The organism is Myxococcus sp. CA051A, assembly GCF_013336705.1.
Lineage (GTDB): Bacteria > Myxococcota > Myxococcia > Myxococcales > Myxococcaceae > Myxococcus > Myxococcus llanfairpwllgwyngyllgogerychwyrndrobwllllantysiliogogogochensis.
The window spans coordinates 224,604-237,989 of the sequence record NZ_JABUMS010000015.1; the positions used below are offsets into that span (position 1 = coordinate 224,604).

The window sequence follows — 13,386 nt, forward strand, 5'->3', positions numbered from 1 at the left end:
ATGACCTTCTCCTATTACTCCTTGGGGCCCTCCCTGGACCCGCGCGCCGTGCAGGTCGTCGACCTGCCCGACAGGGTCGAGGACTACTTCTACCTGAGCGATGGCATTCCCTGTGCCTCCTACTTGCCGCCAACGACAGAGCTTGGCTTCTACGAGGGGGCGGGCGACATGCTCACGGACTTCATCGACAACCCGGACCGCATGCTCTACGTGTCCCAGCGCGTACAGGACGTGCTGAAGAGCCGGGGACTGGTGGGCGCGGCTGTCGAGTTGCTGCCTTTCGTCCTGCTGGACAAGCGCGGCCGTCGCGTCCGTGAGTCTTATGCCATTGTGAACCCATTGGTGCGGGTGTCGTGTCTGGACTTCGAGCGCTCGAAGTACCGGCGTACCGCCAGCGACCCGAACGAGCTGGCCGAGGTCAAGCTGCTGCACGTGCGAGAAGATGCCATCCCTGAAGATGCCCAGCTCTTCCGGCTGGGCGAGCTCCCGAGGCTCATGGTGCTACGCTCCGACCTGCTCGAGGCCTTCCAGCAGGCGGGGCTCTCCGGACTCGCGATCCACCCCGCAGGCACGACAATTCCGGGCTGAGGCACCTGCTCCATGGACTCGGTCCTCGACAACGTTCTCTTCTTGCTGGGCCAGCGGATGCCCAGGCTCCAGTCCTCGACGAAGCCGGATGCGAAGCTGACGCTGGAGACCGCGGCCCTCTGGCGGCAGTACGGCTGTGGGCTGCTGCTGTCACAACTGGATGAGGACGGCTACCGTGAGGGGCTCGAGCAGGCGGCGGCCCTCTACCGGAACCTGCTGCCTCGCCGGAGCGCATGCTCGGAGTTCGACCAGTATTACCTCGCGCGCAGCAAGGGCGCGCCGCTCTTCGACGCACTCGCCACAGGGGCCTGGGAGCTGACCCGGGAGATCGCCGCGGCAATGATTCCGGTCTGGATGCCACGGATGGAGGCTGAAGAAGACTTCCACTACTTCGGTGTGCTCATTGCCCTGCTCCTCCAGCGCACCGATGTGGATGTGCAGTTGGAGGCTTTCGAGCGTTGTCTGAAGGGTGGGGCGTCGTACCGCTTCGATGCCATGACGGCGCTGGCCGCCGGAGACGATGAGGCATTCGAGAAGGGCCTGCAGGGGATGATTTCCGAGCAGGCGGCATGGCTGGAGCGGCAACAGCGCTCCGGTCTCTTCGACCCGTACTTCCACAAGACGTCTGCCTTTGTCTTCGTCGAAGGCGCGGCGCTCGTCCACCTGGCGAGGCGCCGGAAGCTGAAGACCCAGGAGTCCTACCGGCTCATTCCCTCGCCCGCCTTGGAGGCTGCGGCCCCCGCGCGTTGAGGGTGGCCTCCTCCACGAAGCCATCATGTCCACGGTGAACCGTGCCGACGACACGGTGTCCCAGGCTGGCTGGGCCTTGGGGCCAGACGCTCTACAGCTTGCAGGTCGTGAGAGCGTAGTTGTAGGGCGTTCCGCAGACTCCTGCGTTGGTGTACGAGGCAGTCGGGCGATATCCGGGAGGGCAGTCGGTTCCGCATGACTGAACCGTTGAGCCGGAAACGATGTTGCAGCTCGTGAGCGTATAGTCGAAGGAGGTCGAACAGACTCCAGCAGTGGAATAGGCGGCCTTGGGATAGTACCCAGCCGGACAGCCAACACCGCATGAGTTGAACGATGAGCCAGAGACGGTTTTGCACGTCGTCAGTGTGGTGTCATACGGTGTCCCGCAGATGGCCCCCGTGGTGTAGGATTCGGATGGGTAGTATCCAGACGGACAGCTCGTTCCGCATGAGTTGAACGATGAGCCTGAGACGGTTTTGCACGTCGTCCGGGTGTAGTTGAATGCAGCGCCACAGGCCGCGACGTTGGTATATGCGGCCGACGGATAGTACCCATCCGGGCAGCCCACTCCGCACTGATTGATGGTGAGCGCACTCTCAGCCGAGCCGAGCGGTGCGTCGGCTAACTCCTCGTGACCCAGGTCGGGACTGCCACAGCCAATGGCAGTTGAGACGGAGATGGCGAGGAGGAGGAGGAACGGGTTGGCGGAGGTTCGGTTCTTCGAGGATGGCATGGGATGGATGTCGGGGAGTGAGTGAATGTGCTTCAGATGAAGTGCCTACTCTATCAGGCTATTGAAGCAATCGCGGATGGAGCCAGAGATACCACCCGCCATCGCTTGCAACCTCGACACCCCGCGCGTCCCATCCTGAATTCAGACGCGCGCCGTTTCACGTGAAGGCGTGGCCTCACCCGCCATAGGGCGCGGTGAACTCACCCCAGCGGTTGTTGGGTTGCAGGCCCGTGCCGGGATTCTCCCGGCGATTGGCCTCGGTGCGCAGCTCCCGGGCCGCCGCGGCCAGCGCCTCGATGGACCTCACCCGCGCGTTGATGTCCGCGTCCTCCGCGCCCTCCAGCCTGAGAATCCAGGTCCGCATGAAGCGGACGGCGTAGAGCACCTCGGTGCGGTCGAAAACCTCACCCGTCCGCGTCAGGTCCTCCTCCACGAGATAGATGAACATCCGGGCGAAGTTGGCGAACATCCGGTCATGGACCGGACGTCTGCGATTGCCCGAGGGCGGCGGGCTGAAGTTGTCGCGCAATTGCTTGAAGCTGAAGGTGCGCACGCTGGCCAGCTTCCCCGTCCCGGCCCGGAAGCCCTCCGCCTCCATCCACCCCTGGGCGGACGACTTCTCCACGGCCATCTTCGCGAAGACGAAGGCGTGGTGGACGTCATAGAAGGGCAGCAGCACCGACTCCAGGTAGTCACCGATGAAGGTGGCGAAGCTGTCTCCCTCGTAGAGCAGCGCGGGGTCCCTGAGGAAGGACATCACGAACCACGTCTGCTGGAAGACCTGGCTCTGCTTGATTCGAGCCTCGGTGTAGGACGGCGTGTCGTGGATGGTCTGGTCGATGATGGGCGGCAGCAACGTGCAGGGATGGTTGGTGGCGTTGCAGGCCGTCTGCGCGGGGCGGGCCAGCGGCTGGATGCGCAGGTGGTCTCCGGTCTCCCAGATGGGATTGCGGGCGATGACCTTCTCCAGGTGGTCGGGGATTCGGGGCGTCCCGCCGCTCGAGTCCACATCCACCAGGAAGTCCGGGTGGCGGTGGGTGCCGTGCCGCAGCATGTGCTGGAACACCTGGAGGGAGCGGTACTTCAGCCGCATCCACTCGCAGGCGCGTGGGTAGTCCTCCAGCCGCGCGCCGCCGAGGTCCGGATTGCACTCCGTCAGGTCCTTCGCGGCGTCGTAGTAGCCCCAGAGGTTCTGGTCCGTGGGCTGGCTCAGGTAGGCGTCCACCCGCTGATACCACTCCTCACGCACGGCGGCGCGAGGGCTCGAGGCGAGGTCGGGGAACCACTCGAAGACGGAGCGGTGCTCGTTTCCATGGAAGCCATCCTCGGCGAGATGGTCGAAGGGCAGCCCCAGCCGCAGGTGGCGCAGGTCGATGGCGTGCAGCTCGTCATAGGCCTGCCGTGCCTTGGCCAGCGAGTCGATGCGCCCGGTAGCCCACAGCAGCTGCCGGTCACCCACGAGGTGGTCCATGAAGGCCTCGTCGCGCTCGCTCTGCGCGGCCGAGTCGTGAACGGGGAGGCCCGGCGTCCGGGCGGCGAAGGGCTCATAGGCGGGCTGGAGCGGCCGGAAGCGCGCCGGATGGAGCAGGCGCGTCATCCCGTGTCGCTGCCGCACCACCCGGACCAGCTCGATGATGGCGCTGGCCCGGGCCTCGTCGACGTGTGTCACCGCTCGGCGGCGGAGGTCCGCGTCCGTGTAGCCCACGCGCGCCAGCTCGATGGCGTCCGGGCTGTGGCAGCCAGCACACGCGCCTCGCGTGCCCTCGTAGCGCCAGGCGTTGAGCCCCGCCGAATAGCGCGCCGCCAGCTCCTCCTCGGTGAGCGCGTTCGCTGGGACGTAGGGCGTGCCGCACCGGGCATCGGTGCCAGGGGGCTCCGGGCAGAGCAGGGACTCCGGATAGGCGACGGCCTCCGGGACGGGATCCACCGAGGGGGGCGGAGGGAGGGGGATCTCCTTCTCCTCGGACGGCGGAGACACCGGCGGGCCGGAGTCACTACAGGCAGCGAGGACGACCAGCAGCCCCACGGCGAAGAGCCACCTCGCCGCCTCGCATCGGGATGCACTGCGGGAGCGGGTGTGTTTGACGGAGGGCATGAGCTCATTCCACCATGCCCTGGGGACTCCGCGTCAATTCATGGAAGCTCGAAACCTGCCCATGTGGGCTGACAACAGGGCGTGCCTCCTCGCTGACTCAGAACAGGTAGCGCACGCCTCGTTTGTCCCACTCCTTCAGAATCTGTTCGTTGAACGGTTCCGATTCGTCCCAGCTCAGGCGCACCTCCCGCAGGGATGGCAACTCCAGCAGAAAATCGGGCGACCGTCCCAGGCAGTTGCTGTCCAGTTCGAGCAACTCCAGTCGTTTCAACTGGGTGAGGGTTTCGGGCAAGGCTTCCAGGGCGTTGCCAGCCAGTCTCAACTGTCGGAGGTTCGTGAGGTTGCCGATTTTCGGTGAGAGTCTGCGGAGTGGGTCCGAGACATAAAGCACTTCCAGGCTCCGCAGCGAAAAGACCTCGTCAGGCAACTCCTCCAGGCCGTTCTCCCAGAGGTCGAGCCTCCGAAGATGGGTGTAGCGCGCCAGTTCTGGAGAAAGAGAGGCCTTCGGGAATCCACCCAGGTCGAGCTGCTCCACGGCCTCAATCGCCGCCAGGGGCGAGGGCACCAGGTCCTCCTGCTCATTCATCAGCGCGATTCGGTACTCCAAGCCACTCCGCGCAACCCTCGTCACCTCCGGCTCTTCGGCATTGGCGTAGGTCATCCGCCAGATGGAGTCGAACAGCTCAAGCAGCGGCGACAGCACGGGGAACTCGGGAAGCAGGCCGAGCGCCTGCCGTACCTGCGCCGGCTCGGAGCTCTTCAAGAGCTGTATGATTTCCTGTTCGGAACCGGGTGCATTCATTCGCGCGAGCGTACCCTCGAACACGCGTGCACCTCGACTACCGCCCCTGCGTCAGGGAAGGTGCCGGCTCGGTTGACCCGGCTGAGTTGACCACCCGACGTGGATTCTGGAAGGCAAACGTGTCGCGAAGTACCCGCCACTGCGCGGTTGATGGCATGAGAAGCTCGTCCAGGAACGCGACACATGAGCGATTTCGAAACGGCGTGGCATGTGGAACCGGCGGGCAAGACGGGTGCGGACCGTGTGAGTGTCCTGACACGAGGGGACGCGACGGTGCTCGTGGTGGCGGATGGGGCGGGGAACTCACGACGTGGCGCCGAGGCCGCGGAGGCCGTGCTGCGTGGCGTCCAGGACGCCGTGGAGGCCGGGGCCGACGTGAAGCGCGCGGAGACCTGGCGCGAGGTGCTGGGGCGGTGCGACGCGGAGCGGATGGCCTCGGGACAGGGAGGGGAAACCACCGCCGTGGTCGCCTGTGTCACCCCACGGCGCGTGGTGGGGGCCAGCGTGGGGGACTCGGAGCTGTGGCTGTTCCAGGGCGGCGAATCGACCGCGCTGACGGAGCATCAACACCGCAAGCCCCTGCTCGGCAGCGGGCAGGCGCGGCCCGTCACCTTCGAACTCGCGTGGCGAGGTGGCGTCCTCCTCGGCGCGTCGGACGGCTTGTTCAAGTACGCCGACCTCCGGCGCATCCAGGCGCAGGTGAGCCTCTCCGACGCGAACGCCGCGGTGCTCGCGCTGGCCGCGCTGCCTCGACTCGCGAGCGGCGCGCTCCCGGATGACGTGGGGCTGGTCCTGTGCCGCCCGAGCGCTCCACGCCCCTGACTCCGTCCTCGGTGCGACGGAGTCTCTTCGTTCGTCGAGCAGCCGCTCCTGGAGTCGCCAGCGTGGAGGGTAGGCGCCGCCAGCCACACGGAGAGTAGGATGAGGCATGCCCTCTCCAAAATGGCTCCTCCCGGCAGCCCTGGCATTCGCTTGCGTCGCCTCCGCGGCCAGCCCCTTCCCCACCTATCAAACCCAGACCGTCGAGGGCTGGACGGTTCGCATCGATGACCGCCTGATGGCAGGGGCGAACAAGCCCCTGACGGAAAAGGCGCTGGTGCTCCTGGCGGCGCAGCTCAAGGAGGTCATCCGGATTGTCCCCGCGGGCCCCGTGGCTCAGCTCCGCAAGGTGACGCTGTGGCTGTCGCCGCCCTATCCCAACGAGCCGGAGGCGGCTCGGTACCATGCGGGCGATGTCTTGCTGCGCCGGAGTGGTCGCAGCCTGACGATGCTGAAGAGCATCGAGTTCACGAACGTCCTCATCTTCGAGAAGGAAACCCGGCGGATGCCCATATTCGTGCTCCACGAGCTCAGCCATGCCTATCACGACCATGTGCTCGGCGAGCACGCCGGCATCGAGGCGGCCTTTGCGCGCGCGAGGGAAAACAAGAGCTACGACTGCGTGGAGCGCTGGCGTGGGCCCGAGGTACCCATCACGTTCGAGCGTGCCTATGCCATGAACGACGATTGGGAGTACTTCGCGGAGACCTCGGAGGCGCTCTTCGGACGCAACGACTTCTATCCCTTCACACGGGAAGACTTGGCCAGGCACGACCCGGGCATGCTCGCGCTGCTCCAGCAGGTGTGGCAACTGCCCACGACCACGGCACCCACCCCGCCCACGACCTCCACTCCTCCGCCGGTGTCCGCCCCCGTCGATGCCCGCTGCTACTACCGGTTGACGACCCTGTGGCAGGGCGATGGCATGTCGCTGGACATCATCGGGGACGGCAAGGCCAACAACACCCCCATCCTCGCCACGACGGCCAGATACACGGGGCAGCTGTGGAAACTGACTCCGGAGGCCAACGGCTTCTACCGACTGACGACCCAGTGGCGTGGGACCAGCCTGTCCCTGGCCAACACCGCCGGCAATCGCCCCCTCCTCGTCAAATCGGCGGCTGTTCCGGAGCAGCGATGGAAGCTGACTCCGGAGCCCAACGGCATCTACAGGCTGACGACCCAGGCGCAGGGCGACGCGCTGTCGCTCGACATCGTCAATGACAGCAGGGCCAACAACATCCCCATCCTCGCCAAGACAAGCTGCAATGACTCGGGGCAGCTGTGGAAGCTGACCCCCGAGCGCCCTGTCGAGGATGAGCCGTGAGCGAGGGGCGGCTTGCTGCCCGCCTTCGCTCTCCGCCTGCACAGGTCCATTCCTGGCCGCGCCTCCCCGGATGTCTGGCTAGAGCTCGTTCAGGATGAGCAGGCCGCGCGACGAATCGATGATTTACCCGTAGTCATCGCCGGGTACGCGGATGCCGACGGCGCCCTCGAAAACGATGGTGCGCCCGGCGAAGGTGCCCGCTCTCCGTTTTTGGGTGGCGTCACGCGAGGTCGCGGATGACGGTTCGCATGGGGCGATGACCTGCTCTTCCGCATTGCCGCCCTGCGCCATCAAGTCTCGGTTGTACGGGCAATCCACGATGAATTGTCAGCCGCCCGACACTTGCTTGTCCTTTTGGGCATACCCGCAGTGTGTGGTTCTTCACGGTTTCACTACCGTGTCCTCGCCGTGCCGGTCGGCGCCAGTCCTGGCTCTGGCCGCAGCAAACGCAGCCGAGGAGAACCTGTCATGACGACGATGAAGAAGTGGTGTCTCTCAGTCCTGGCTCCCGCGGTGCTTTCGTTCGGGTGCCTCGACGGTCCCGCGGTAGGTCCCACGGAGACGGCTCCCGAGGAGGTCCTCGAGGGGACGGTGTCGCAGGGCCTGGCGACCTTCACCGGCACCGTGCTCGACCCCAGCGGTCAGCCGATTGCCGGCGCCACGGTGGTCATCAATGGCATCAACCGGACCACCGACACGGCCGGCAAGTACTTCGTGTCCGTGAACAGCACGACGGGCTACATCATCAGCGTGAGCAAGTCGGGCTTCGCGCCGATGACCGACTACTTGAGCGCGGGCCTGCTCAACAACACCCACGTCCTGCCGCGCGCGCCCATCCGGCAGTTCAGTGCGACGCAGGCCATCACCATCGAGGCCGGTGACCTGTCCGTGGTCATCCCCGCGGGCTCCCTGTTCAACGCCGCGGGCCAGCCGGTGACGGGCACGGTGCTCGTCTCCGCCGCCACCTACAACCCGCGCGGCATGCCAGGTGACTTCACGGCGGTGAACCAGGGCGGCAGGCAGGTCGCGCTCGAGTCCGTGGGCGCCTTCTTCATCGGCGCGACGACGCTCGACGGCCAGCCGGTGAACCTCGGCAAGGACCGGACCGCCGAGGTCACCCTCCGCGTTCCGCAGGCCGCCGGAGGCCGCATGCCTCCCTGTGTGCTCAACGGCACCTGCCGCGCGGCTGGGTGGCGCTTCGACGCGACCATCAACCGCTGGGTGGAGCAGCGCGCCAACTTCCGCCCGAACAGCGCTGGCAGCACCTTCACGCTCATCGGCGGGCCGGCGTCCACGCCCAGCTCGGTCGTCCCCTCCAACGGCGGCCTCGGCACCTGGAACATCGACCTGGAGTTCACCAACCCCGCCTGCACCATCGTCGAGTTCGTGGGCTTCCCCGCGTACTGCTACGACATCAAGCTCAACCTCGCGATGCAGAACGCGGGCAACACCTTCGTCCCCTTCACGGACACGGTGACGCCGGCCATCCCGTTCGTCGTCCTCTACAACAACCGTCCGAACGTGGACCAGGAAGTCGGCGTCGAGTTCCCGCTCGGTGCGCCCGCGGACTGCGCCGCCAACATGACCATCTTCTCCAACCCCAACCCGACGGACCCGTCCACCTATCCCATCTACACGCCGACGGGCGGCTTCACCCAGTTCAACTCGGGCGCGCCCTGGGGCGGCACGGGCTTCCCCAAGTCGACCGTCACCCCCTTCGGCGACATCACCCTGACGGACATCGTGAACAACACCCAGCCGTGCAACTCCACGGTGACGTTCGTCTACAACCCGTAGGCCGGGCCTGAAACCCCGGCGCGGCCCCGAGTGGGCCGCGCCGGGACTCACCGATTGAATCAGGTCGGCGTCGTACAGGTGCAGGTGCTCGCGGGCGCGTAGCAGGCGTTGCTGCTGGCCGGGACGATGGAGTAGCAGTGCGAGCGTCCCGCCATCACCTCCGTGTCCGTGTACGTGGTGCCAGTGACGGTGGCGACCTTCGCCTTGCCGTAGTTGCACGCGGCGAAGCCGTCCGACTTCATCACCCAGTACTCGGTGGCTCCGGCCACCGCGCTCCAGGACAGGTTCGCCTGGCCAACGCCCGGCGTCACGGTGAGCGCGGGCGCCGCCGTGGGGCCGCCCACGCAACCCGCGTTGATGCGGGCCGGCGCGGAGCAGGCGATGTTGTGGCGAGCGAAGGCGGCGTAGATGGCCGTCATGTGCGGAGTGCCGTCGATGAGGCTGCCGTTGTCGTCGTCCGCCGCCAGCCACTGCATGTAGCCGTTGGTGGCGCCACAGCCGCTCGACGTGCCGAGCGTACAGTCACAGGCGTGCCAGATGCCGATGTTGCCGCTGCCCTGGTAGAACAGCTTGTTGCCCATCGTGTTGGCCGTGTTCGCGTCGTAGCTGAAGGGGGCCGCGCGCAAGTCGCGGGCGACGAGGTCCCACGCCGCCTGACGGACGGGAGAGGCCGCGCAGTGGACCTGCCTGCCGCAGGGTCCACCACCGCCGCCGCACCGACCACAGACGAAGTTCTGCGGCGTGGCGGGCGTGTTGGGCACCTGGGCCGCCCAGTCCGCGTCACGCACGCCCGAGCAGCGGCTGGCGCACCAGGGCGCTCCTGTCTGCGCCTCGTTCACGTTGTAGCCCGTGCCGTCCGGCGTCATGCCACAGCCCTGGTCGACGGTCTGGAAGAAGCCGTGGCCCACGCACGAGGTCGGCAGGCGGTAGATGGCCGCGATGTCCGCGTAGGCCTCGCTGGAGTTGCTCAGCGTGCCGGCGACGTCGTTGTCGTCCATGCCATGGCCCCACTCGTGGTCGAACACGGCGGCGATTTCGCCCGTGTTCCGGCACCCGCCGCCGCTGCGGAAGAAGTTGACCGTGGACCCCGTCCAGAACGCGTTGCAGGTGCTGACGATGTTCATGTTGGAGGTGAGCTGGCCGTTGAGCCACACGTTGGTGGGCAGCCAGCCTCGGGCAATCTGGGCAATCCGGTTCAGCTCGTAGAAGGAGCTGCGCGACGCGGAGGTGTTGCCAGCGGAGAAGCCCGGCGTGGTGCAGTCGTGCTGCCCGGTGACGCCGCCCAGGTCGATGGTGCCCGGGGCGGAGGCGGTGACGGGGCCGCAGTTGTCCTGGATGCGGATGTACTTGCCGTTGAGGGTGGTGGTGGTGGTGCCCGTCGTGTAGTTGAAGACGCCCGCGCTGTCCGTGTAGTCGTCCGGCCCCGGGAAGCCGGTGTCGGCCCACGGCATGGGCGTGTTGGCGAAGCTCACCCCGCACGTCGCCGTCGCGGTGCAGGTGTCCGTGTTGGTCAACAGATAGGCGCCGCCCTTGATGGTCTGGTCGAAGTAGTGGTTGTCGTCCTCGAGCGACAGCACCTCGCCGCGGGTGGCATCCACCGTGACCTTCCAGCGCTCGTGCTCACCGGGCTGCTGGAAGCCGTAGCTCCACACCAGCTGGTGTCCGTAGGCCGCGCCGAAGCCCGCGCCCTGGCGGGCCACGGGGACGATTTCCAGCGTGGGGGCCTTCCAGAGCGTGGAGGGGCTCTCGTAGAGGCCGAAGCGCTCGTAGCCCGCGACCATGGCCTGGTCCGCGGCCAGCAGGGGCAGGGGAGAGATGTCCACGTTGGCCCAGGACTCGGTGCCCAGCAGCACCAGGTTGCCGTGGCTGATGGTGGCCGCCATGCGTCCGTAGCGGACCGGGATGCCCTTGAGCTGCTGGGGGATGGAGACCTGCCACAGGTGCTCGGCGACCTGCTCGACGCGGGGCTCTCCCAACTGGAGCACGTCCACGCCAATCGCGGCCTGGTTGGCCTCGATGAACTGGAGGACCAGGTCCCCGACGACGGCCGCGTCGACCCGCGCGACGGCTCGACCCAGTTGGTTGCGGACGGAGTCCAGCGTGAGCTTGTTGCCCGCACCGGTGCCGGGGATGAGGGGGACCGAGCCCATGAGGTTCGCGGCCGTGCCCGTCTGGGCATCGACGTAGACCTGGAAGCCGCGGCCGTTGCGCGCGAAGAAGTCATCCCACGCGCTGGCGCCCGAGCGGCTCAGCTTCGGCAGCGCCTCCTCGAGCGGCACCTGTCCGCTGGGGATGGTGAGCTCGGGCTTGAAGAAGGCCTGGCTCGCCAGCGAACCCGGCGCGGAAGGCGCTTCTGGCTTGAACGCCCATGCGGGCGCCGCCAGCAGGGCGGTAAGGCAGACAGCGGACTTCAAGACATGGTGCATGGAATGGCTCCCTCGGCAGTGAATGACTGTCTGGAACGGGGGATGACGGAGGCCCGGGAGGGCGCCAGAAATCCCCGAGTTCCTTATATTTTACACTTCACTGAGGGTGTGCCCCGGAGGGTGTGAGGAGTGTTGGCCTGCGGACACTCCTGGCACGGCGGCGGATGGCAGACGCCATTCTTTGTCGTCTTGGAGACAGGGCAGACGCCGGGGCTTCTTTTCATGAGACGCATTGCGCCGGGGGCCGGGGCCAGGGTGCGTAAGCCCTGGAATTGTCGAGAGATTGGAGCCTGCTTCCAGGTCCGGTTAACCTCCAGGGCCGCACTTCACCGCTCAGGGAGCCGGTCCGACATGTCCGAGCAGAAGCCCCGCCTCACGCGTCCCGTGGAGAATGTCCGCGCCGAGCTGCTCGCGGACCCAGACACCCAGCGCATCGCCAAATCGGTGGGCATGGAGCTGGCCGCCTACGTGGAGCTGGTGCTCGACTATGCCCAGCACCCGGAGAAGGAGCCGGTGCTGCAGGTCGTCCCGGACGAGGCGCTGCGGGCCGCCGGGTATGATCCACCCTCCATCCAGGAGGTGGGGGAGTTCTTCAAGAGCGCCGCCCGAGGGGAGCTGGGCCTGGGCCCACCGGCCTCCTACTCCACGGGCTTCGAGGCGACCCAGGCCGCCTCCCAGAACAAGCCCTCCCTGCGGGGCGACGAGAACCAGACGCGGGTCGAGGTCGACGAGGCCACCAGCCAGGCCCTCCTCAAGAACCTGCCCCGGGGGCCTGATCGCCTTTGAGGGGCCGGACGCAACTCCGCCGGGTAGTCCCCGATAATCAGGCAAACCTACATTTCACGAGGAAATCCCATGTCCGTCGGCGGCTCCAGTGGCGCGGGTGGTAGCAGCGGTGCGAACAGCGCGAGCAACTCCGCGAGCAACGCGGCGAGCAAGGCCGCCGACGCGGCGAGCAAGGCCGCGAACAGCATCAGCAACGCACTGGGTGGGCTCGGCAAGGCATTGGGGGGCCTGGGCGGACTGGCCAGTAGCCTGGGCGGGTTGGCCAAGGGGCTCAGCGACGCTGTCGGCAAGGTCTCCGAGGCGCTCGGGAAGATTTCCGGCCTGCTCGAGAAGGGCCTCAGCGCCATCACCGGTCCTCTCAAGGACATCGTCGGCAAGGCGCTGGACTCCCTGCCGTTCGGCATTGGCCAGCTGGCGAAGCCGTTCGCCGACAAGTTCATCGACAACGGGCTGTCCATGGTGGCCGGTGGCCCGCTGGCGGGCGTGAGCAGCATGCTCGGCCAGGCGCAGAACGTGGGCAAGCTGGCGGACACCGTGGAGACGGTCCGCAATGCCGCCACCGCCGTGGGCGACATCGCGCAGGGCAAGTTCAACGCCCAGCAGCTCGCCGCCTTCGCGCAGTCGCAGCTGCTGCGCGGCGGTCAGTAGTCCTCGCAGGGAGCCTTTGAGGCTCCCGTGTCACCGCCCCGGTGTTCCATGCTCACGGCATGGGGCCCGGGGCTTTTTCGTGGGCTCGCGTTCACGAGAAGTCAGATGTTTTGGGATGGCTTTGGTCGCCGAGGCAGTGGACAGACGCCACTTCCAGGCGCAACGAGGCAAGTCCGATTCGGCGGCAACTTCGTCATCGGGAGTCCGAGAATAGAGAGACAGCAGGTGGCATGCCTCCCCGCTGACCTCCTCCCGCATTGGGGTACTTCATGTCCGTGAGTGGAACGGGTTCATCTCGGAGCAGCTCGGGAAGCATGGCCGCCGGGCGCGCGGCGGACCGGGCGAGCGTGAGTGGGTATTCCGGCGACAGCCGCGCCTCGAACTCGAAGTCAGGTTCGATGGCTTCGGCTCGCGCGGCGGACCGGGCGAGCGTGAGCGGATATTCCGCCGAGAGTCGTTCCCCGAACTCGAAGTCGGGTTCGATGGCTTTGACCTGCCTGGATCCTTCGGACCACTGATTACGAGAGAGGTGCCGGCCGGGATGGGTTGGGTACCACTGCTTCGCACTGCCGTCGAAATTCCAGAGGCGTGAGGTAGCCGAGGCTCGAGTGTGGC

General features: G+C 66.8%; 11 protein-coding genes. 7 read left to right on the plus strand and 4 right to left on the minus strand.

The features are described 5' to 3' along the window. Nucleotides 1-588 carry an imm11 family protein gene (locus HUA74_RS34705; protein WP_174457974.1) on the plus strand — a complete coding sequence of 196 codons (588 nt, stop codon included), beginning with the start codon at nt 1-3 and terminating at the stop codon, nt 586-588. Between the two features lie 12 nt (nt 589-600). Next, complete coding sequence (locus tag HUA74_RS34710; protein ID WP_174457975.1) at nt 601-1,338, plus strand: immunity 49 family protein; 738 nt, start codon at nt 601-603, stop codon at nt 1,336-1,338. Nucleotides 1,339-2,246: 908 nt separating this feature from the next. Here the strand turns inward: HUA74_RS34710 and HUA74_RS34715 are convergent. Beyond that, nucleotides 2,247-4,166, minus strand: coding sequence for a hypothetical protein (locus HUA74_RS34715; protein ID WP_174457976.1), 1,920 nt, complete (start codon nt 4,164-4,166; stop codon nt 2,247-2,249). Between the two features lie 97 nt (nt 4,167-4,263). Continuing rightward, on the minus strand, nt 4,264-4,992 hold the full coding sequence (locus HUA74_RS34720; protein WP_174457977.1) for a leucine-rich repeat domain-containing protein: 729 nt from the start codon (nt 4,990-4,992) through the stop codon (nt 4,264-4,266). Between the two features lie 159 nt (nt 4,993-5,151). Between HUA74_RS34720 and HUA74_RS34725 the strand changes: the two genes are divergently transcribed. The 3 genes from HUA74_RS34725 (at nt 5,152) to HUA74_RS34735 (ending at nt 8,911) form a co-directional block, all read left to right on the plus strand. Next, nucleotides 5,152-5,790 (plus strand): PP2C family serine/threonine-protein phosphatase, encoded by a 639-nt coding sequence (locus HUA74_RS34725; RefSeq protein ID WP_174457978.1) that lies wholly within the window; start codon nt 5,152-5,154, stop codon nt 5,788-5,790. Nucleotides 5,791-5,896: 106 nt separating this feature from the next. Then, nucleotides 5,897-7,114: an RICIN domain-containing protein gene (locus HUA74_RS34730; RefSeq protein WP_174457979.1), complete on the plus strand. Its 1,218-nt coding sequence runs from the start codon at nt 5,897-5,899 to the stop codon at nt 7,112-7,114. A 468-nt stretch (nt 7,115-7,582) separates the two neighbouring features. Beyond that, complete coding sequence (locus tag HUA74_RS34735) at nt 7,583-8,911, plus strand: carboxypeptidase-like regulatory domain-containing protein (RefSeq protein WP_174457980.1); 1,329 nt, start codon at nt 7,583-7,585, stop codon at nt 8,909-8,911. 59 nt (nt 8,912-8,970) lie between these two features. On the opposite strand, the gene HUA74_RS34740 is transcribed toward HUA74_RS34735, so the two are convergent. Continuing rightward, complete coding sequence (locus HUA74_RS34740; RefSeq protein ID WP_174457981.1) at nt 8,971-11,337, minus strand: hypothetical protein; 2,367 nt, start codon at nt 11,335-11,337, stop codon at nt 8,971-8,973. 351 nt (nt 11,338-11,688) lie between these two features. Here HUA74_RS34740 and HUA74_RS34745 point away from each other — a divergent pair, with 351 nt between their 5' ends. Continuing rightward, the gene (locus tag HUA74_RS34745; RefSeq protein ID WP_141640780.1) at nt 11,689-12,123 is read left to right on the plus strand and encodes a hypothetical protein; all 435 of its coding nucleotides are present in this window, start codon (nt 11,689-11,691) and stop codon (nt 12,121-12,123) included. Nucleotides 12,124-12,192: 69 nt separating this feature from the next. Next, a complete protein-coding gene (locus tag HUA74_RS34750) occupies nt 12,193-12,771 on the plus strand; it encodes a hypothetical protein (protein ID WP_174457982.1) in 579 nt (192 codons plus the stop codon). Nucleotides 12,772-12,964: 193 nt separating this feature from the next. On the opposite strand, the gene HUA74_RS45230 is transcribed toward HUA74_RS34750, so the two are convergent. After that, nucleotides 12,965-13,386 (minus strand): hypothetical protein (locus HUA74_RS45230; RefSeq protein ID WP_217443634.1); only part of this gene is annotated, 422 nt, incomplete at its 5' end.